Origin of the sequence: Amycolatopsis sp. M39, from assembly GCF_001651785.1 — a bacterium.
In the GTDB taxonomy this organism is placed as follows: Bacteria; Actinomycetota; Actinomycetes; order Mycobacteriales; family Pseudonocardiaceae; genus Amycolatopsis; species Amycolatopsis rubida.
Genome location: NZ_LWSF01000002.1, coordinates 123,126 through 142,072 on the forward strand (window position 1 = coordinate 123,126; position 18,947 = coordinate 142,072).

Here is an 18,947-nt window from a genome sequence, read left to right on the forward strand (position 1 = left end):
GATTCCAGCCGCTCAATGAGCTGACGGTCGCTCAGCAGCGGAAGCGCGATGCTCGCCGTGGCGTGGCGCGAGATTCTCGAAGACCCCATAACCCGACAATAGAGAAAAGGGCGGCCCCCAAACCTGGGAGCCGCCCTTTTTCTTTTCTTAGCTCACTCGTTCTCGGCTTCGCCGTTCTCGGCGGCGCCGATGCTCACCGGCGGAGCGTCCGGAACCGAAGACGGACGCTTCTCCCCGCGGAAGGTGAAGTGCGCCTCGTCGTCGCGGTCCTCGGTGTTGCCGCTCCAGCCGTCGACGTCGACCACGATGATCTGACCCGCTTCGACCTCGCCGAAGAGGATCTTCTCCGACAGCTGGTCCTCGATCTCGCGCTGGATCGTGCGACGCAGCGGCCGGGCGCCGAGCACCGGGTCGAAGCCGCGCTTGGCCAGCAGCGCCTTCGCCTTTTCGGTGAGCTCGATCTCCATGTCCTTGGCCTTGAGCTGCGTCTCGACCCGGCCGATCATCAGATCCACCATCTGGATGATCTGTTCCTGGTTGAGCTGGTGGAAGACGATGATGTCGTCGATCCGGTTCAGGAACTCCGGGCGGAAATGCTTCTTCATTTCCTCGTTGACCTTCTGCTTCATCTTCTCGTAGCGGTTCGTCGAATCCGCTCCGGAGGAGAAGCCGAGGCTCACGGACTTCGAAATGTCCGAGGTGCCCAGGTTCGAGGTGAAGATCAGCACGGTGTTCTTGAAGTCGACCGTGCGGCCCTGGCCGTCGGTGAGCCGGCCGTCTTCGAGCACCTGCAGGAGCGTGTTGTAGATCTCCTGGTGCGCCTTCTCGATCTCGTCGAAAAGCACCACCGAGAACGGCTTGCGCCGCACCTTCTCGGTCAGCTGCCCGCCCTCTTCGTAGCCGACGTAGCCCGGAGGGGCGCCGAAGAGCCGCGAAGCGGTGTAGCGGTCGTGGAACTCGCCCATGTCGATCTGGATGAGCGCGTCGTCCTCGCCGAACAGGAACGCCGCCAGCGCCTTCGACAGCTCGGTCTTACCGACACCGGACGGGCCGGCGAAGATGAACGAACCGGACGGGCGCTTCGGGTCCTTCAGACCCGCACGCGTACGGCGGATCGCCTGGGACACGGCCTTGACCGCGTCCTCCTGGCCGATGATGCGCTTGTGGAGCTCGTCCTCCATGCGCAGCAGCCGGGTGGTCTCCTCCTCGGTGAGCTTGAACACCGGGATGCCGGTCCAGTTGGCCAGCACCTCCGCGATCTGCTCGTCGTCCACCTCGGCGACGACGTCGAGGTCGCCGTCCTTCCACTGCTTCTCCCGCTCGCCCTTCTGGCCGAGGAGCTGCTTCTCCTCGTCGCGAAGGCGCGCGGCCCGCTCGAAGTCCTGCGCGTCGATCGCGGACTCCTTGTCCCGGCGCACGTCGGCGATCTTCTCGTCGAACTCGCGCAGGTCCGGCGGCGCGGTCATCCGGCGGATGCGCATCCGGGCCCCGGCCTCGTCGATCAGGTCGATCGCCTTGTCCGGCAGGAACCGGTCGTTGATGTAGCGGTCGGCCAGCGTCGCGGCCGCGACCAGCGCCGAATCGGTGATCGACACGCGGTGGTGCGCCTCGTACCGGTCGCGCAGGCCCTTCAGGATCTCGATCGTGTGCTCAAGCGACGGCTCGCCCACCTGGATCGGCTGGAAACGACGTTCCAGCGCGGCGTCCTTCTCGATGTACTTGCGGTACTCCTCGAGCGTGGTCGCGCCGATCGTCTGCAGCTCGCCGCGGGCCAGCATCGGCTTCAGGATCGACGCCGCGTCGATCGCGCCCTCGGCCGCGCCCGCCCCGACGAGCGTGTGCAGCTCGTCGATGAACAGGATGATGTCGCCGCGGGTCTTGATCTCCTTGAGCACCTTCTTCAGGCGCTCTTCGAAGTCGCCGCGGTAGCGCGAACCGGCGACCAGCGAGCCGAGGTCGAGGGTGTAGAGCTGCTTGTCCTTGAGCGTCTCGGGCACCTCGCCCTTGACGATGCTCTGCGCCAGCCCCTCGACGACGGCGGTCTTGCCGACGCCCGGCTCGCCGATGAGCACCGGGTTGTTCTTGGTCCGGCGGGACAGCACCTGCATGACCCGCTCGATCTCCTTGCCGCGCCCGATGACCGGGTCGAGCTTGCCCTCGCGGGCGAGCACGGTCATGTTGCGGCCGAACTGGTCGAGCACCAGCGAGGAGGACGGCGTGCCCTCGCCGCGGCCGGAGCCGCTCTCGGCGGACTTCTCGCCGGTCTGGTAGCCCGACAGGAGCTGCAGCACCTGCTGACGGACCCGGTTGAGGTCCGCGCCCAGCTTCACGAGCACCTGGGCGGCCACGCCCTCGCCCTCGCGGATCAGGCCGAGCAGGATGTGCTCCGTGCCGATGTAGTTGTGGCCGAGCTGCAGCGCCTCGCGCAGCGACAGCTCCAGCACCTTCTTCGCCCGCGGCGTGAACGGGATGTGCCCGCTCGGCGCCTGCTGGCCCTGGCCGATGATCTCCTCGACCTGCTGGCGCACGCCCTCGAGGGCGATGCCCAGCGACTCCAGCGCCTTGGCGGCGACACCCTCACCCTCGTGGATCAGACCCAGGAGGATGTGCTCGGTGCCGATGTAGTTGTGGTTGAGCATCCGGGCCTCTTCTTGGGCCAGGACGACCACCCGCCTCGCGCGGTCGGTGAACCTCTCAAACATGCGCACTCCCTCGACTGCTGCGTCGGCGGCCCGTAACCTCCGCGGATCGCGTCCGCGGCGGACAGCACCGTGAGACCACTCTAGTAGCCAAGCGATCGCGCTTGCGTACCACTACGGCTTCCGGCGGCCCGTTCGCACCCGGACGGCGACCCGGTCGGTCACCGCTCTTCATCCGGTTGCGCTGCACCTTTACTCCCTCTCGAACGTACGGGACCGGATCAGGATTCCGCCCCGGCACCCCTGTCCGCTCAGCGCGAACACCCCGCGCGTCCGGGTGGTCCCACCCCTTGGCCACCCGATTGGCGCAATCCGGCACCGTATGTAAGGTTAGGCACACCTAATGTACGAAGAACGGGGGTGGACCGATGAACCCGCAGCGCTCGCGCGACGACGCCCGCGAGATCGACGACGGTCTCAAGTCCTCCCTGCTGCGCATCAGCGCCCGGTACGAGCTGCGCCGCGACGCCCCCGAGGACTGGTTTCGCTGCGCTGACCTCCTCGAACGGCCCGAGCTGTTCGTCGAGTGGCGGTCCCGGCTGACCGACTGGCTCCTTGACCAGCACGGCGCGGCACCCTCGCGCACGGCGGCCAGCTACGTGATGTCTTGGTACCTGTACGTCCCCGCGTACGTGGGCGCGCTGCTGCTGCATCACGAGCGCCGGGTGCCGTCGCTGAAGCCCGAGCAGCTCGCGTTCGGCCTCGGCCCCGACCGACCACATCCCGAGGGCATGGCCGTGCTCAGCGACACCTTCTACTGCCTGCCCACCGACCCAGGCAGCGTCCGCCCGGAGGCCACCGTGGTACGCGACGAGCGCGCGCTGGCCGCAGTGCTGCGCGCGCAGTTCGTCGGCCACGCTGCCCGCTTCGTCCGCGCTTACGCCCCCGGCACCCGACTCGGCCGCCGCATGCTCTGGGCGGCCGCCACAGACGCGCTGGACGGCGCTCTGTGGCGGGTTGGCCGACAAGGCGGGACAGCCGAGGCCGAGGGCGCTGGCGTCGCGGATGCCGCACTGGTGCTCGACGCGCAGTACCGTCCGCTGACCTCGGCATCCACCTTGCGGATGGCGGTCAACGACGAGGGCCACCGGGTTTGGGAGCGACGCCGGGAGAGCTGTTGCTTCTCCTATCTCCTACCCGGTGAAGCGGAATGCGAAAGCTGTCCGCGCACCTGCCCGCGATGATCACCATCGAGTGAAATTTCAGGCGTACGGATCCCTACCCGTCGCGCCCAGCGCCCGATGCAGCACCGGCGCGGTTTCCGGCACCGCGACCGCCGGGCCGAAAACACCGCGAGCGCGGGCTCCCTCGCCCATCCCGGCCACGAACGCGAGTACCGCCTCGGCGGCTTCGTCGGCGCAGTTCAGCTCAGTGCCGCTGGCTCGCGCGAGATCCCAGGCGTGCACGACGAGTTCGCCGAGCACCAGGTCCCCGACGACCGCGGCGGGCAGCTGGGAGCTGCCGAAGGTAATGGTGCCGGTCCACGCCTCCGGCGGAGCGAGCGCGGCGAGCACGTCGTCGGTCATCGCTTCCAATGCCTTCGGCCAGTCATCCCCGACGAGGGACGCTTCGGCCTCACTCGGCGCGGGCGGTTCGTAAGGCTCGTGCCGGATCGCGGCGGCAAGCCACGGGCCCCAGTAGAGAAGGTGGTTGAGAAGGCCGCGAACGTCGTATTCGGCGCATGCGGTGGGCGCGGTCAGCGACGGGGCGGCCGCCGCGACGCGCCGCAGTTCGGCGGCGGCCGGCGCGAGCAGCCCGGAGTGGTTCGACATGCGCCCGAGCCAACCACGGAGCGCGGCGGCCGTCTTGAAAATACGCGACACACTACTGTTCTCAGTCATGCGGCGGATCCCGAGCGGCATCCTGAACGAGCGGACGGCTCGCACCAAGTTCACGCTGACCCGGTACCCGCCCGCCCCGGAACTGCGCGATTTCGTGGAACACCACTGGGTCCTGCGCTGGGACCTGACCGAAACCCACGAACAGCACGTGCTGCCGAATCTGTCGGTGCACGTGACGTTCTTCCCCGGCGCGCGCGGGGTTTACGGTCCGGCGCACCGGCTTTTCACGCACCGGCTCAGCGGACGCGTGCACGGGATCGGGGCCAGGATCCGGCCCGGATGCTTTCGCCCGTTCCTCGACGCCCCGGTGCGCACGCTCGCCGATCGCTCGGCTGAGGTGACCGAGGTCTTCGGACCGGCCGCCGCGATCGCGGACGAATCCATCCGGAATGCGCGGACCGACGCGGAAATGATCACTGCAATCGACAACTTGCTGATCGCACGCCGCCGTCCCATTCCGCGCGCGACCCGGGCAGCCGCCGACGCGGTGGAAACAATCGCCGCGGATCCAGGGATCACCAGGGTCGCGGAACTGGCGGCGGCACTCGGCCTGACCATCCGGGCAGTGCAGCGGTTGTTCGCCGAGCACGTCGGAACAACGCCGAAGTGGGCGATCCGGATTTACCGCCTCAACGAAGCCGCGCGGTTGCTCGCCGCACCGACCCCGCCGGATTACGCAGATCTGGCGACTCGGCTGGGCTATAGCGACCAACCTCACTTCATCCGCGATTTCGCCGCAGTGACCGGAGCCCCTCCCGCGGAGTACGCCCGTTCCGCTCGCCGGCTGATGTCGGGCACGCCGGACGGCGCAAAGCCGGAAAACTAATGCGGAACGCCAAACGGCCGCCGGGAATGTTCCCGGCGGCCGTTTGGCGTGCGGTCTGCGAAGACTCGGTCTCCGCGACGGTGCGTTCTCCCGGTTCGCTAACCGGAGGACCGCAACCGCGAGTTCCGGAAATGCCCGGTCAGTTCTTCTTGTGGTAAGCCTCGACGACCTCCGACGGGATGCGCCCGCGGTCGGAAACCTGGAAACCGTTCTTGCGGGCCCACGCGCGAATCGCCTGGTTCTGCTCGCGGTCGACCGCGGCCGGGCGGGCCGGGGACTTGCCGCCGGCGACCGGACGCAGCGGCGCGCGCTTGCGGCCGCCCGCACGGCGAGCGTGCTCGACATACTGCGCGAGCGCGTCGCGCAGCTCCTCGGCGTTTTCGCCCGACAGGTCGATCTGGTAGCTCACACCGTCCAAACCGAACTCAACGGTCTCTTCCGCCTCACTGCCGTCGAGGTCGTCGACCAGAGAGACCAGCACCTTCTGTGCCATCTGATTCCTCCTGCGGGGCTTACCCGAATGATCTGGCTACATGATCTGGTTTCGGGGCAAGCCCCGAGCTACAGAAGTCTTTGACACCCATATTAATACCCGCTTGCCCCGCCGTAGGCAAATCCGCATTGAGAAAATCCGACCGTGCGGCGGGGCGGCGAGCTATTCAGGCCGGACGAGCGGGAAGAGGATCGTCTCCCGGATACCGAGGCCGGTCAGAGCCATGAGCAGCCGGTCGATCCCCATTCCGACCCCGCCGCTCGGCGGCATTCCGTACTCGAGCGCACGGAGGAAATCCTCGTCGAGACGCATCGCCTCGCTATCCCCGGCAGCGGCGAGCCGCGCCTGTTCGGTGAGCCGCTGCCGTTCCACGACCGGATCCACCAGCTCGGAGTATCCGGTGGCGAGTTCGAATCCGCGCACGTACAGGTCCCACTTCTCGGCCACGCCCGCACGGCTGCGGTGCTGCCGGGTGAGCGGAGACGTCTCAAGCGGGAAATCCCGGACAAATGTGGGGGCGTGCAGTCCGTCGCCGACGAGATGTTCCCACAGTTCCTCGACGAGTTTGCCGTGCGCTAGCTTGGGATCCACCTCGATCTCGCGCGCCGCGGCGATCTTGTGCAGTGCTTCGGCCGGAGTATCCGGCGTCACTTCCTCGCCGAGTGCGTCCGAGAGCGACTCGTACATGCCGAGTGTCGTCCATTCGCCGGAAAGGTCGTACTCGGTTCCGTCGGCAAGAGCGACGACCTGGGTGCCGAGCACGTTCTCCGCGGCCTCCTGGATGAGTTCGCGGGTCATCACGGCATTCGTGTCGTAAGTGGCGTACGCCTCGTAGTACTCCAGCATCGCGAACTCCGGCGAGTGCGAGGAGTCGCTGCCCTCGTTGCGGAAGTTCCGGTTGATCTCGAAAACCTTCTCGATCCCGCCGACCACGCAGCGCTTGAGGTACAGCTCCGGCGCGATGCGCAGGAACAGATCGAGGTCGAAGGCATTGGAATGCGTGACGAACGGCCGGGCCGCGGCGCCGCCGTGCAGCGTCTGCAGCATCGGCGTCTCGACCTCGGTGAATCCCCGCCGGTGGAACGACTCGCGCAGCGAGCGCATCACGCCGGAGCGGGTGCGCACCACGTCGCGCGCCTTCGGCCGCATAATCAGATCGACATAACGCTGCCGGATTCGCGTTTCCTCGGCCAGCTCCTTGAACGCCACCGGCAGCGGACGCAGCGACTTCGCCGCGATCTGCCAGCTGTCGGCCAGCACGGAAAGCTCGCCTCGCTTCGAGGTGATCACCTCGCCGTGCACGAATACGTGGTCGCCGAGATCGACATCGGACTTCCACGCGGCGAGCGACTCGGGCCCGACCTGCGCGAGACTCAGCATCGCCTGCAGTTCTGTGCCGTCGCCCTCACGAAGAGTGGCGAAACACAGTTTGCCCGTATTGCGGAGAAACATGACGCGACCGGTGACGCCGACCGACTGACCGGTGCTGGTGTCGGCTTCGAGACCGGAATGTTCGGCACGGATCCGCGCGAGCGTGTGCGTACGCGGAACCTCTACCGGGTAAGGATCGGCGCCCTCCGCGATTATCCGGTCGCGCTTGTCCCGGCGCACCCGCATCTGTTCGGGCAGGTCGTCATCGGGCAGTGCGTCGGACGCGGGGAATTCGGTCATGGCCATAGAGTACGAAGCCGCTGGTGAACCGCGTCAACCGGATTCCCCTACCGGGGCACGCACGGTATTAGGGTGGTTACTCGTGAGCGATCCCAGCACTGATGCGGAACTGCGCGCCCGGCGGGCTTCTTCGTTCGGCGACGAGGCGAGCGCCTACGCCCGGCACCGGCCGGACTATCCGCTGGCAGCACTCGAATGGGGTATGTCCGGAGCAAACCGACCGGTACGCGACGTGCTGGACCTCGCGGCGGGCACCGGAAAACTCACCGAGGGACTGGCCAGCCTCGGCCGCTCGGTGACCGCGGTGGAACCCGATCCGGGCATGCTCGCCGAACTGTCCCGGCTGCTGCCGGACGTCCCCGCGCTGCCCGGCAAGGCCGAGGACATCCCGCTGCCGGACGAATCGGTGGACGCGGTGTTCGTCGGACAGGCCCTGCACTGGTTCGATTTGGCACCGGCGTTCGCGCAGATCCGCCGGGTCCTGCGGCCGGGAGGGGCCGTGGTGGCACTGTGGAATCACGACGACGAATCCGTGCCCTGGGTGCTCGAATTCGCCCGGCTGGTCCGCACCGGCATCAGCCGCGGGTTCGCCGATTCGGAGCAACCGCTGCGCGCGGACGGCTTCGGTCCGTTCGAACAGGACCGGTTCGCCCACACGCACCGCCGCTCGATCGATTCGCTGCTGGCGACCGTGGCCACGCATTCGCATCTGCTCGTCGCTTCCGAGCAGGACCGCGAGCGAACGCTCGCGCAAGCCAGGGCGTACCTGGAATCTGTTCCGGAGACCGGAACAGGCGAATTCGACTATCCACTGGTCACGACGGTTCTGCGGGCTCGGCGGGGCTGAGTGGCGACCGAAATCACCACCTCGCCGCGGCACCGGAGTGCTAATTTCGGAAGTGGCGGTGCTCCCGCCCCGGACGAGCGCGTCGTACCCGGTGACGACAAGACGGCGCAGTGAACGCATCCGTCACTGCGAAAGGTTCTTGATCATGGCTTGGCTCGTTCTCGTTGTTTCCGGATTTCTCGAAACCGTGTGGGCCGCGGCGCTCGGTGCCTCGAAAGGCTTCAGCAAACTCTGGCCGAGCGTGCTGTTCGGCGGCGCGCTGCTGCTCAGCATGTCCGGTCTCGCGTATTCATTGCGCGAAATTCCGCTCGGCACCGGATACGCGGTGTGGGTCGGCATCGGCGCGGTGGGGACCGCGGTGTACGGGATCGTCGCGATGAACGATCCGCTCACCGTCGGCCGGATCACCTGTCTCGTGCTGATTGTCGCCGGGGTCGTCGGGCTGAAACTGTTCCACTGATCTTCATCCGAGCGCGATCTCCAGCCCGCGCAGCCGCTCCGGCGCGGAAATCACGTCGATCCCGGTAATCCGGTCGCCGTCGAAAGCGAACTTGAGGACCACGGCAAGCCGGCCGCGCGGGGCGAGCACCAGGCCGGGAACGCCGTCGACCACCGCGACCTGCGTGCTGCGCGCGGCTTCCGAAGCGAGCAGCGCGCCCTTGCTGACCGCTCGGACACCGCGTAGCACCACTGGTGCCGCGCCGGTGTCCGAGTGCAGCACGACGTCTGGGTCGAGCACCTTCAACAGTCCCGCGAAGTCTCCCTCGCGAGCAGCGGCCAGATACGCCTCGACGACCCCGCGCCGCTTGCTCGCGTCCGCCGGCCCGGCTTCTCCGCCACGCACCCGGCGGCGGGCCCGGCTGGCCAGCTGCCGGACCGCCGCCGGACCGCGGTCCAGGATCTGCGCGATGTCCTCGAAGGGCACGGCGAACATGTCGTGCAGCACGAACGCGATCCGCTCGGCCGGGCCGAGGACGTCGAGCACCACCAGCATCGCCAGTCCGACGGAATCGGCCAGCTGGGCTTCTTCGGCGAGATCCGCGCCGCCGTCGCCGCGGTCGAACGGGAACGCGTCCAGCGAATCCTCTCGGCGGCGTTCGCGCGTGCGCAACAGGTTCAGGCAGACCCGCGCCACCACTGTGGTGAGCCAGGCGGGCAGATTCCGCACTTCGGAAATGTCGGCGCTGTCGACGCGCAGCCAGGCTTCCTGGACCGCGTCGTCAGCCTCGGCAAGCGAACCGAGCATCCGGTAGGCGACTCCCCGCAGCCGCGGCCGCTGTTCCTCGAATTGGGCCGCGAGCAGGTTCTTCTCGTCCACCTGTCACCTCTTCCCGCCCTCAACGGAGCAGCCAAGGCCGCGCTGTCACATTCCTGTCACGGGCGGGTTCCTCCCAGCAGGACACCCCCAGTGCCCAAACCCAGCGGCACTCTACCCGGAAGGAATTGTCATGACGACGATCGTGGTCACCGGTGGCACCGGAACCCTCGGCAAACTGGTCGTTCCCGCCCTCGGCGACGCGAAGGTGCGCATCCTCAGCCGCACCGCGAGCGGCCCTGACCGGTTCGCTTGCGACCTGATGACTGGCGAAGGCCTCGCTCCCGCGCTCGACGGCGCCGAGGTGGTCGTGCACCTGGCGGGCGGCCCGAAGGGCGACGACGTGGCGACGGCGAATCTGGTCCGTGCCGCCGAACGCGCCGGAGCCTGCCACCTGGTTTTCATTTCGGTGATCGCCGCGGACGCGGTGCCGCTCGGCTATTTCCGCCGCAAGCACGAGGCCGAAAAGCTCGTCGCCGCCTCGGAAGTGCCCTCGACCACCCTGCGGGCGGCACAGTTCCACGGCTTCTGCCTCAATGCCGTGCGGGCAGCGGCGAAACTGCCGATCGTGCCGGTGCCCGCGATCAATGTCCAGCCGGTCGACGCCCGGGAAGTGGCGGAGCGGATCGCCCGGCTGGCGCTCGGCGACCCGGCCGGGCGGGTGCGGGATCTGGCCGGGCCCACGGTGTACGGCATGGGCGAGCTGGTCGACAAATATGTGCGGGCCCGCGGGCTGCGGCGGCTGAAAATGCCGATGCGCGTTCCCGGCGCGGCCGGAAAGGTCTATCGCGCGGACGGCAACCTCAACCTCGACGCGGACACCGGCACCCGCACTTTCGAGGACTACCTCGCCGAGCTGTTCGGCTAACGCACATTCCGTTCGTACACCAGCCGCAGGCCGAGCAGCGTCAGGTCCGGCACGTGCTCCTTGATCGTCTCGGATTCGCCCAGCACCAGCGGGGCGAGCCCGCCGGTGGCGATCACCGTGACCGGTTCTGAGCTGTCGTGCTGCAATTCGCGCACGATCCGTCGCACGAGTCCGTCGACCTGCCCCGCGAACCCGTACAGAATGCCGGACTGCAGGCATTCGACGGTGTTCTTGCCGATCACCGAACGCGGCGGGACGAGTTCCACCTTCCGCAGCGCGGCCGCGCGGGCGGCGAGCGCGTCCACCGAGATCTCGATACCCGGGGCGAACGCCCCGCCGAGGAATTCGCCCCGGGCCGAGATCGCGTCGACATTGGTAGACGTGCCGAAATCGACCACCACGCACGCGGTGGCGTGCAAATGGTGCGCGGCGAGGGTGTTCACGAGCCGGTCCGCGCCGACTTCCTTCGGATTGTCCACCAGCAGCGCGACGCCGGTGCGCACGCCGGGCTCGACCACGACCTTCGGCACCCGCGCGTAATAGCGGCCGAGCATCACCCGCAATTCCCGCAGCACCGCGGGAACCGTGGACAGCGCGCTGATTCCGGTGACCGCGTCGGCGTGCGGGCCGAGCAGCCCGCGCACGGCGAGCGCGAGTTCGTCCGCGGTCATCCGCGCGTCGGTGCGCATCCGCCAGTCACCGGCCAATTCGGCACCCTGGTAGAGGCCGAGCACGATATTGGTGTTGCCGACGTCGACAGTGAGCAGCAACGAGGTCTTCCTTACTGCGGCTCGCGACCGCCGCCGGTACAGGTCAGTTTTCGGCGTGCAGCAACGCGTCGAGACGGCGCGCGTCCGCGGTTTCGGCCACCGGGAAGGTCATCGTGTCCTCTTCGGGCAGCGTGACCGTGCCGCTCAGCAGGCCCGATCCGTCCGGTGCGTGCGCCGGGTCGTCCCCGCGCTCGACGATCCGGTTGTAATCGTCCACGAAGATCACTCGCGGCCGGTACCCGCGGGCCTCCGCGTCGTCCATCTGCCCGTAGGCGATCAGGATGACGAGGTCGCCAGGGTGCACCAGATGCGCGGCGGCTCCGTTGATGCCGAGCACGCCGCTGCCGCGCTCGCCGGTGATGACATAGGTTTCCAGCCGCGCGCCGTTCGTGACATCCACAATGGACACCTGCTCGCCCTCAAGCAGGTCGGCGGCCTCCATCAGGTCCTCGTCGACCGTGACCGAGCCCACGTAGTGCAGGTCGGCCTGGGTCACCGTGGCCCGGTGGATCTTCGATTTCAGCATCGTGCGATACATCGTGGACTCTCCCTATTCCCCTGCGTCCGGATCCCCGCTCGGATGTTCCACGGCTTTTCCGAGCAGCACTCCCGCGTTGTCGATCAGCCGGGTACTCCCCACCCGGGCAGCGACCAGCAACCGCGCCTCTCCGTCGACGGGCGCCGGCCCCAAATCGGTTCCCCTCAATTCCAGGTAATCCACTTCCACCTGGGGACGGGCCGCGAGCGTCCTCCGCGCCAGGTCCAGCACGGCCTCCGCCCCGTCCCGCCCGACGTGCGCCCCGGCCGACAAGGCGGCCGACAGCACCACGGCGTCTTCCCGTTGTTCCGGCGTCAGGTAGACGTTGCGCGAGGACAGCGCGAGGCCGTCCCGCTCCCGGACCGTCGGCACCCCGATGACGTGGGTGCCGATGTTGAGGTCCGCCACCATCCGCTTGATCAGCACCAGCTGCTGGTAGTCCTTCTCCCCGAAGAACGCGTAATCCGGGCGCAGCAGATTGAACAGCTTCGCGACGACCGTCAGCACCCCGGCGAAATGCCCGGGCCGGACGGCCCCCTCAAGCTCGTCGCCGAGCGGGCCGGGGTTCACGGTGACCATCGCGTTGTCCGCGTACAGGTCCGAAGCCTTCGGCGTGAAGGCCAGTTCGACGCCTGCTTCGGACAAGGTCGCCAAGTCGGCTTCGAGCTGGCGCGGGTACGCTTCGAAGTCCTCGCCCTCGCCGAACTGCAACGGGTTCACAAAGATCGACGCGGAGACGACGGTGTTCGGCAGCCGCTTCGCGCGACGCAGCAGCTCGCGGTGGCCGTCGTGCAGCGCGCCCATAGTGGGCACGAGCGCGACCTTCCGGCCAACGCTGCGCAGGCCCCAGCTCACCTTGCTGATGTGCTCGGGCGGCTGGAACGTGTTGAGCGTTCCGCGCTGGAATTTCGGTGTCGTCACGGGGTCTGTCCTTCGGCGGGATCGGCGAGAAGATCGGTCAGTTCGGCCGCGGCCGCGGGATCGAGCAGGCCTGCGACGCGAGACCGTTCGGCCGTGCGCCGGGCCAGCGCCCGGTAGGCCGGGACGATCCGCGGCGCCCGGTCCGTGAGCACGTCGAGGTGCTTGCGGACGGTGCCGAGATCACCACGCGGGACCGGTCCGGTGAGGGCGCGGTCCCCGTGGCGAAGGACATTGTCCAATGCCGCCGAAAGCAGCGGTGCGACGAGTCGTTCCGGATGCTCGATTCCGGCGCCGCGCAAGGTTTCGGTGCAGTCGGCGACCAGCGTCATCAGGTGATTCGCACCGTGCGCCAGCGCCGCGTGATACAGCGCCCGCGCGGATTCGGGGACTCGCACCGGCTCGGCGCCCATCTCGACGGCGAGCGCCTCCCCGACGTTCCACGCCGCGTCGTCCTCCGGTGCCGCGGTGACGCCGATGCTTGCCGCGACAAGACGTTCCAGGTCTTCCTCGCGGCCGGTGAAGGTGAGCACCGGATGCAGCGCGAGCGGCAGCGCACCGGCCTCCGCGACCGGGGCCAGCACGTCGATGCCGTGCGCACCCGAGGTGTGCACCACAATCTGGCCCGCCCGTACCGAATTCGTAGCGACCAGACCACGGACGGTGCCGGCGAGCGCGTCGTCCGGCAACGCGAGCAAGACGAGATCAGCTCTCCGCACGACCTCGTCGGGCGGCAGCAAGGGGACATCCGGCAGCAACCGTTCCGCGCGGTTCAGCGAAGCCGCGGACAGCCCCGAAGCGGCGACTACGGTGTGGCCTGCCCTGGCCAATGCCGCACCGAGGACACTGCCCACCCGGCCGGCGGAAACGACGCCCACGGCAAGGCGGGCCGGTCGGTTCATGGCGTGCGCCTGTGGACGCTCATGGCTCGAAACTCCTCATGTTCGTTCCAGTCCCGCTCTTTCGTCGCGGGTACCAGACGACGGCGCGAGAGTAGCCCCGCCCCAGCCGGATCGAGGTGCCCGGGTGACCAGCTTCACCCGGGGCGTCCCATCGCGCCCGTACCTTATTGGCGTTCGGCTTCTCCCGGTCACCGTGTCCGCGAATCCCCCGGCGGAACGCCACTTTTGGCACGGTCGAGCTACCCCGGACGGGGAATGTTCACCGACTGTCGCGGTTGTTCGCCAATCGCACGGCATCCGCGCGCGCGTCCCGCAGTGCCTGCAGCAACTCTTCCTGCCGCTGCCGGTCCTGCTCGGTGCGCAACCGCGTACGCCGCAGGAATGCGAGCTCGGTCACGCTCGTCTGATACCGGCCCACCGCCCGCGCGGCCGCCGGCCCGGACTGCTTGCGCGCCTGCTTCCGCCATTGCCGCCGCCTAGGCAAACTGGCGAGCAACTCGATCTCCGACGGCGCGATCCACCGCGCGGCCGCCATCTTCGGCAACGCAGCGGCGACGATCCGCTGTTCTCGCCGTCGCTGCAACACGATCACGTAGATCGCGGCGATCAGCAGCGGCAAAATCACCAGGAAGTACAAGGTGAGGAAGGACTTTCCGCCGTTGAGCGTGGCCGCCGCGTTCCAAAGCGCGTGCAGGAACACCCCGGCCAGATACCCGGCCAGCGGCGCGAGGATCCGAATCCACCGCTGCGCGTACCGCGCCGCGATCCCGAGCCCGATTCCGGTCATAGCGGTGAACAGCGGATGCGTGAACGGCGAAAGCACGCCACGCACGAAGAAAGCGGCAAGCACGCCGGAGCTGGTGCCGTTGCCGAAGCCGTGGTCAGCGAAGGCGCGGCCGAAGTAATAGATGTTCTCGGTGAAGGCGAACCCAGCGGCCGCGAAGCCCGCGTAGACGACGCCGTCGACGATCCCGTCGAACTCCTCGTTGCGCCGCCAGAAGATCAACAGGACAAAAACGCCCTTCGCGGCCTCCTCGACCAGCGGCGCGGAGACGAGCGCACTGACCTTACTGCCATTGCCGCCGCCGAGAAGCAGGTCACCGAACGCCTCGGCCCCAGTGTTGATCAGCAGCGCGGTGACGGTGGCGATGCAAGCGCCCCAAGCGAAAGCGATCAAGAGCAGCTTCGCCGGCTCCGGTTCCCACCGATCAACCCAGAGCAACCCAGCGACCACCACGCCGACCGGCACCAACGCGGCGACCACCCCGATCGCGACCGCCAGCCACCCAACGCGCGCGGTCGCGAGCCCGAAGAGAAAGAGCCCGCACAACGCCACGACGATCAACCCGAGCACCGGAAGGAGCACGGTGATGTGCCGCGAACGAGAGCCCGTGGACGCAGAACCCCGCGGCATGGCAGAAAGGGTGCCGTTCACGAGCGGTCACCATACGCAGGCCCCCCAAGGGATGCCGGTTGGACGCACCGGGTTCAGCCCTCCGCGCGACGCCCTGTGCCCCTCCTCCCCCCAGAAGTTCGTGAGGGCCCACCCTCACGAACTCTGATTCCCTGAGGGTTCCCCTCACGACCCCGCGCCCCACCGCTGCCCGCTGCCGCCGGATGCGCCCCACTCAACCGCGGCCAGCGCACCCAAACCCACCAGGCAGCCACACCCCCCGCTCCCCGATACGAAGCCAAAACGCGGATGGCGGGTGCTTGTCAAGGCATCTTTCCCACCTTGACAAGCACCCGCCATCCGTCGTCGCACTCAACTTCGGGGTGCCCACGCACCCACCGGGGCGCAATGTCGCCGCCAGGCGTCGAGCCGATCAATCCTCCGCCCGACGCCGCCGCCGAGGACTCCCCTCGGTCTTCCCGTTAGCCGCGAGCAATTCAGTCACCGACCGTCCAGACGCGTGATGTCCAGCCGAGGCCGCCTCTTCAGCAGGAGCCTCCCAAGCAGGCGGTTCGCCCTCCGGCCGCCTCCTCCGCCCGCCAGACGAAGCCGGAGCGGCCTCCGCCTCAGGCCGCCGACGCCGCCCCCCAGTCCCGCTGCTCGCCGAACTGCGAACCGACTCCGGCAATGTCGGATTAACCGCATCGGCCCCAGGAGCACCATGCCGCCCAGTAGGGGTGTCCTCCGCCAACGGCGACAAATCCGACCGAGAGAACTGCTCCAGCCGAGAGGGAGCCCGAGTCCGCGACTCAACCGCGGTTTCCTTCTCCGGCACCGGTTTCTCCGCCTTCTTCGGGGCCGGTTCGGCATGCCGAGCCGGTTCAGCAGGCCGGGAAACCGCAGTCTGCTCGTCAGGTTCCGGCCGCTCCTCCGCCCGCTGAGGAGCGGGCCGCGCCGCCAGCCGAGGCACCGGCCGCTCCTCCTTGACCGGCTCCGGTTTGTTCACCGGCGCGACAGTCCGAGTCGGCTGCGCTTCGGGCCGCCGAGGCGGCTCCGGCACGTCGTTCCGCGGCCGAGCGGCCCGCGGAGACGGCTTGTTCCGGCTGACCGGACCACGAGGCTCCCGAACCCGCTCAGCCTCACGAGGCAACGGCTCAGTCACATTGCGCACCCGGGCACTGTCCTGCTCAAACGGCTCCGGAATGACGTGCGACCCAGAGTCACCCGCCGAACGGCGCTCAGCTTCGTAAGGCTCCGGTGCCCGATCACCGCGCGGCTTCGGCGCAGCCCCGCGAGGCCCACGCTCGGCCTGCGGCTCCGGCGCACCACCGCGGACGGGCCGTCCAGCATGCGGTTCCGGTGCCCCGTTCCGCGGCTCACGCGCAGCGAAAGCATCCGCCACACTGGCGCGCCCCTCATGCGGTCCCGAGTCGCCGCGGGGCACGAACGCCTCCGCCAGGTTGACCCGAGGGTCGCGACCACCGCGCGGAGCGGGGCTGTCCGCTTCGACCTCGTCCTCGAACGGCTCCGGCTCGGCAGGCGGTTCCGGACGCTTCGGCTTGAGGCGCGGCATCTGCTGAGTGCGCAGCTGAGTCGAACGGCCGCCATTCGGTCCGGAACCGTTCAACCCAGCGCTGATCGAGCCGTTCGCGCCGGAAGTCCCGTTGGCGCCGTTGGTCTTCGCGGTCCCGTTCGCAGGCGTCCGGCGACGCTCGGCGGGAGCCGCGTCGAGCACCCGGTCCATGAATTCGGTCGGGCGCTCCGGAACGTCGACCACCGGCTTCTGCGGAGCGAGCAACTGAGCCGGTTTCTTGCCATTGCCGTTCTGGGTTTCCGAACCGGCCGAAACGAGCCGCTGCTCGTCGTTCAGCGCGCGCATCCGGGTCGCCTGCGCGGTGAGCGCGACGCGTTCGAGCAGCACCTCGCCGCCGAACAGCGATTGCAGGCTCTCGCGGAGCGCAGCCACTTCGGCACGCAGCGCATCCAGTTCTTCGCGCGATTGCGCCTGCGCGGCCTCGCGCGTTTCCGTCTCGAGTTCGAGTTCGTACTCCCGCCGGGCCGCGATCTCGCGTTCCAGCTCGAGTTCGTATACCGCCTGCGCCTCGGCGACCGCGTCCTCGCTGTGCACCGCGTTCTTGCGGGCCCGGACAGCCAGGAAGGCGCCGATCAGGGCAGCCCAGAGCGCCGCGACGATGCCGAGCCGGAGGTACCGGAGGTCGTCGCTGAGCACCAATGCGAGGGTGGCGCCGACGGCGAGGAGCAATCCGACGACAAGCCACGGCCTGCCAGGGCGGCGGCCATGCGAGTCGTCACCCACGCCAGTCATGCCTGACACCGTACCTTCCGGTGATCCGAATGAGACCTAGTCGGTACTTCGAGCGGCGGCATCGAAGCGTTAACCGGTCGTTCCCCTACGCTCCTCCGGCGGCGTCCGGCAGCAGTGCTCGAGCCACAAACCGGCAGCTACCAGCAGCGCCGACGACACCGCTCCGACGACCGCCGACCTGCTGTCGGAGACCGCCGCGACGAGTTCGTCACGTCGCGGGAAAACGTAAACGAACGCGGCCAGCCAGCCGCCGCCGAGGAACGCCCCGGCCAGCGAAGACGCTTTCGCCAGCGCCACCGCCCTCGCGATCCCGACCGCGTCGCCGTGCACCCGGCCCGACTTGATCCGCGACCGGATCGAGAGAGCCAAACCCGCCTCGGCGATCGCGAGCACCGCGAAGGTCACCCCGGCGAGCAACGGCAGCTGCGGCAGATCGCCGTAAGCGGCCTGGAACAGCACGTAGACCACGGCGAGGCCGAGGACCGCGGCCACGACCAGGTCCCGGGACCGCGTGAAGTGCATGACCCCACCGTACCGAGCCCGTTCTGGCAGGCTTGACTCTCCAGCGACTGGAGACTCCACGATGCCTGACATGCCTGCCACCACGGTCTTCACGATCGGCGAACTGTCCCGGCGCACCGGGCTGCCGGTGAAGACCATCCGGTTCTACTCCGACGAGGGCCTGCTCCCGCCCACGCAGCGGACCGGTGCCGGCTACCGGCTGTACGACGCGCACGCGCTCGCCCGGCTGGAGCTGGTGCGGACGCTGCGCGAGCTGGGCATCGGCCTGCCCGACGTGTCCCGCGCACTGGCGCGCGAGACGACGGTGCGCGACCTGGCGACGAGCCACGTCGACGCGCTCGACGAGCAGATCCGGCGGTTGCGGCTGCGCCGCGCGGTATTGCGCGCGGTGCTGAAACGGGATTCCGAGCTGGAGGAAGTGAAACTGATGAATCGCATCGCCCAAATGCCAGACGAGCAACGCCGCCGTTTGGTGGACGAGTTCTGGGCCGAAATGATGGAAGGACTCGATGTCGATCCCGCGTTCTACGCGCGAATGCAGTCGGCGAAACCGGATCTTCCGGATGATCCGACGCCGGAACAGCTGGAGGCCTGGATCGAGTTCGCCGAACTCGTCCAGGACCCGGGCTTCCGGCAGTCCATCCGCACGATGAGCGAGCGGCATTCGACCGCGCGGGAAGCGGGCGAGTACGAGCAGCCGTCGAAGGCTCAACAGGAAAACTGGGCTGCCTGGATGACTGACGCCCGGTCCGCGCTCGACGCGGGCCACGCGCCGGACTCCCCGGCCGGACGGGCGCTGGCGGACGCGATCGTGATCGCCTCGGCCCGGCCGGACCAGGACCCGGCCGATCCGGCGGTCCGCGACCAGCTGGCCGGCGGAATCGCCGTCGGCGCGGATCCGCGCGCCGAGCGGTACTGGCAGCTGCTCGCGACGATCAACGGGTGGCCCGCGATTCCGAGCCGCCAGGAAGAGGTGCGGTTCCTGCTGGCGGCATTGCGGGCGTCGTGAGTGGTGATC

Annotated in this window: 18 protein-coding genes and 1 riboswitch; of the genes, 6 read left to right on the plus strand and 12 right to left on the minus strand. The window is 68.5% G+C overall.

The features are described from left to right. Positions 1–152: 152 nt before the first annotated feature. A complete protein-coding gene (locus tag A4R44_RS05285; protein WP_067576878.1) occupies positions 153–2,702 on the minus strand; it encodes an ATP-dependent Clp protease ATP-binding subunit in 2,550 nt (849 codons plus the stop codon). A 365-nt stretch (positions 2,703–3,067) separates the two neighbouring features. Here A4R44_RS05285 and A4R44_RS05290 point away from each other — a divergent pair, with 365 nt between their 5' ends. Then, positions 3,068–3,883: a (2Fe-2S)-binding protein gene (locus A4R44_RS05290; RefSeq protein WP_067576881.1), complete on the plus strand. Its 816-nt coding sequence runs from the start codon at positions 3,068–3,070 to the stop codon at positions 3,881–3,883. Positions 3,884–3,901: 18 nt separating this feature from the next. Here A4R44_RS05290 and A4R44_RS05295 read toward each other — a convergent pair whose 3' ends face one another. Next, positions 3,902–4,471, minus strand: a complete 570-nt coding sequence (locus A4R44_RS05295) for a TIGR03086 family metal-binding protein (RefSeq protein WP_067578029.1) — start codon at positions 4,469–4,471, stop codon at positions 3,902–3,904. A gap of 67 nt (positions 4,472–4,538) precedes the next feature. Between A4R44_RS05295 and A4R44_RS05300 the strand changes: the two genes are divergently transcribed. Continuing rightward, complete coding sequence (locus tag A4R44_RS05300) at positions 4,539–5,366, plus strand: helix-turn-helix domain-containing protein (RefSeq protein ID WP_067576883.1); 828 nt, start codon at positions 4,539–4,541, stop codon at positions 5,364–5,366. 139 nt (positions 5,367–5,505) lie between these two features. Here the strand turns inward: A4R44_RS05300 and A4R44_RS05305 are convergent, their stop codons facing one another. Together A4R44_RS05305 and lysS are read right to left on the minus strand one after the other, a co-directional pair. Further along, positions 5,506–5,859, minus strand: coding sequence for an Lsr2 family protein (locus A4R44_RS05305; RefSeq protein ID WP_009084272.1), 354 nt, complete (start codon positions 5,857–5,859; stop codon positions 5,506–5,508). A gap of 162 nt (positions 5,860–6,021) precedes the next feature. Beyond that, complete coding sequence (gene lysS, locus A4R44_RS05310) at positions 6,022–7,530, minus strand: lysine--tRNA ligase (protein WP_067578031.1); 1,509 nt, start codon at positions 7,528–7,530, stop codon at positions 6,022–6,024. Positions 7,531–7,612: 82 nt separating this feature from the next. Between lysS and A4R44_RS05315 the strand changes: the two genes are divergently transcribed. Together A4R44_RS05315 and A4R44_RS05320 are read left to right on the plus strand one after the other, a co-directional pair. Further along, complete coding sequence (locus tag A4R44_RS05315) at positions 7,613–8,377, plus strand: class I SAM-dependent methyltransferase (protein WP_067576885.1); 765 nt, start codon at positions 7,613–7,615, stop codon at positions 8,375–8,377. A gap of 49 nt (positions 8,378–8,426) precedes the next feature. Continuing rightward, positions 8,427–8,489, plus strand: a riboswitch (guanidine-III (ykkC-III) riboswitch). 33 nt (positions 8,490–8,522) lie between these two features. Continuing rightward, positions 8,523–8,837: a multidrug efflux SMR transporter gene (locus A4R44_RS05320; protein WP_067576886.1), complete on the plus strand. Its 315-nt coding sequence runs from the start codon at positions 8,523–8,525 to the stop codon at positions 8,835–8,837. A gap of 3 nt (positions 8,838–8,840) precedes the next feature. Here A4R44_RS05320 and A4R44_RS05325 read toward each other — a convergent pair whose 3' ends face one another. Continuing rightward, complete coding sequence (locus A4R44_RS05325; protein WP_067576889.1) at positions 8,841–9,695, minus strand: sigma-70 family RNA polymerase sigma factor; 855 nt, start codon at positions 9,693–9,695, stop codon at positions 8,841–8,843. A gap of 130 nt (positions 9,696–9,825) precedes the next feature. Here A4R44_RS05325 and A4R44_RS05330 point away from each other — a divergent pair, with 130 nt between their 5' ends. Next, positions 9,826–10,560: an SDR family oxidoreductase gene (locus A4R44_RS05330; RefSeq protein WP_067576891.1), complete on the plus strand. Its 735-nt coding sequence runs from the start codon at positions 9,826–9,828 to the stop codon at positions 10,558–10,560. Here the strand turns inward: A4R44_RS05330 and A4R44_RS05335 are convergent. The 7 genes from A4R44_RS05335 to A4R44_RS05365 all read right to left on the minus strand — a co-directional run bounded on the left by A4R44_RS05335 (position 10,557) and on the right by A4R44_RS05365 (position 17,929). Next, positions 10,557–11,330 carry a type III pantothenate kinase gene (locus tag A4R44_RS05335; protein WP_067576893.1) on the minus strand — a complete coding sequence of 258 codons (774 nt, stop codon included), beginning with the start codon at positions 11,328–11,330 and terminating at the stop codon, positions 10,557–10,559. The genes A4R44_RS05330 and A4R44_RS05335 overlap by 4 nt on opposite strands. 43 nt (positions 11,331–11,373) lie before the next feature. Then, positions 11,374–11,868 (minus strand): aspartate 1-decarboxylase, encoded by a 495-nt coding sequence (gene panD / locus A4R44_RS05340; protein WP_067576895.1) that lies wholly within the window; start codon positions 11,866–11,868, stop codon positions 11,374–11,376. Positions 11,869–11,880: 12 nt separating this feature from the next. Then, positions 11,881–12,789, minus strand: coding sequence for a pantoate--beta-alanine ligase (gene panC, locus A4R44_RS05345; RefSeq protein ID WP_067576897.1), 909 nt, complete (start codon positions 12,787–12,789; stop codon positions 11,881–11,883). Further along, positions 12,786–13,688 (minus strand): Rossmann-like and DUF2520 domain-containing protein, encoded by a 903-nt coding sequence (locus tag A4R44_RS05350; protein ID WP_067576899.1) that lies wholly within the window; start codon positions 13,686–13,688, stop codon positions 12,786–12,788. Before A4R44_RS05350 ends, panC begins: the two co-directional genes overlap by 4 nt. 259 nt (positions 13,689–13,947) lie before the next feature. Beyond that, entirely contained in the window at positions 13,948–15,102 is a 1,155-nt protein-coding gene (locus A4R44_RS05355; protein WP_202508015.1) for a PrsW family intramembrane metalloprotease, read from the minus strand. Positions 15,103–15,514: 412 nt separating this feature from the next. After that, complete coding sequence (locus A4R44_RS05360) at positions 15,515–17,407, minus strand: DUF6779 domain-containing protein (protein WP_067576901.1); 1,893 nt, start codon at positions 17,405–17,407, stop codon at positions 15,515–15,517. A 69-nt stretch (positions 17,408–17,476) separates the two neighbouring features. Then, the gene (locus tag A4R44_RS05365; RefSeq protein WP_067576903.1) at positions 17,477–17,929 is read right to left on the minus strand and encodes a DUF3180 domain-containing protein; all 453 of its coding nucleotides are present in this window, start codon (positions 17,927–17,929) and stop codon (positions 17,477–17,479) included. A gap of 70 nt (positions 17,930–17,999) precedes the next feature. On the opposite strand from A4R44_RS05365, the gene A4R44_RS05370 reads away from it, so the two are divergent. Next, on the plus strand, positions 18,000–18,938 hold the full coding sequence (locus A4R44_RS05370) for a MerR family transcriptional regulator (RefSeq protein ID WP_067576905.1): 939 nt from the start codon (positions 18,000–18,002) through the stop codon (positions 18,936–18,938). The last annotated feature ends 9 nt before the right edge of the window (positions 18,939–18,947 follow it).

What these genes read in the sequence shown, in the direction of transcription:
- A4R44_RS05290 (WP_067576881.1), top strand. Translation starts at nt 3,068, where the DNA reads ATGAACCCGCAGCGCTCGCGCGACGACGCCCGCGAGATCGACGACGGT.
- A4R44_RS05350 (WP_067576899.1), bottom strand. Translation starts at nt 13,688, where the DNA reads ATGAACCGACCGGCCCGCCTTGCCGTGGGCGTCGTTTCCGCCGGCCGG.
- A4R44_RS05355 (WP_202508015.1), bottom strand. Translation starts at nt 15,102, where the DNA reads ATGCCGCGGGGTTCTGCGTCCACGGGCTCTCGTTCGCGGCACATCACC.
- A4R44_RS05365 (WP_067576903.1), bottom strand. Translation starts at nt 17,929, where the DNA reads ATGCACTTCACGCGGTCCCGGGACCTGGTCGTGGCCGCGGTCCTCGGC.
- A4R44_RS05320 (WP_067576886.1), top strand. Translation starts at nt 8,523, where the DNA reads ATGGCTTGGCTCGTTCTCGTTGTTTCCGGATTTCTCGAAACCGTGTGG.
- A4R44_RS05305 (WP_009084272.1), bottom strand. Translation starts at nt 5,859, where the DNA reads ATGGCACAGAAGGTGCTGGTCTCTCTGGTCGACGACCTCGACGGCAGT.
- lysS (WP_067578031.1), bottom strand. Translation starts at nt 7,530, where the DNA reads ATGACCGAATTCCCCGCGTCCGACGCACTGCCCGATGACGACCTGCCC.
- A4R44_RS05295 (WP_067578029.1), bottom strand. Translation starts at nt 4,471, where the DNA reads ATGTCGAACCACTCCGGGCTGCTCGCGCCGGCCGCCGCCGAACTGCGG.
- A4R44_RS05360 (WP_067576901.1), bottom strand. Translation starts at nt 17,407, where the DNA reads ATGACTGGCGTGGGTGACGACTCGCATGGCCGCCGCCCTGGCAGGCCG.
- A4R44_RS05330 (WP_067576891.1), top strand. Translation starts at nt 9,826, where the DNA reads ATGACGACGATCGTGGTCACCGGTGGCACCGGAACCCTCGGCAAACTG.
- A4R44_RS05285 (WP_067576878.1), bottom strand. Translation starts at nt 2,702, where the DNA reads ATGTTTGAGAGGTTCACCGACCGCGCGAGGCGGGTGGTCGTCCTGGCC.
- A4R44_RS05370 (WP_067576905.1), top strand. Translation starts at nt 18,000, where the DNA reads ATGCCTGCCACCACGGTCTTCACGATCGGCGAACTGTCCCGGCGCACC.
- A4R44_RS05300 (WP_067576883.1), top strand. Translation starts at nt 4,539, where the DNA reads ATGCGGCGGATCCCGAGCGGCATCCTGAACGAGCGGACGGCTCGCACC.
- panD (WP_067576895.1), bottom strand. Translation starts at nt 11,868, where the DNA reads ATGTATCGCACGATGCTGAAATCGAAGATCCACCGGGCCACGGTGACC.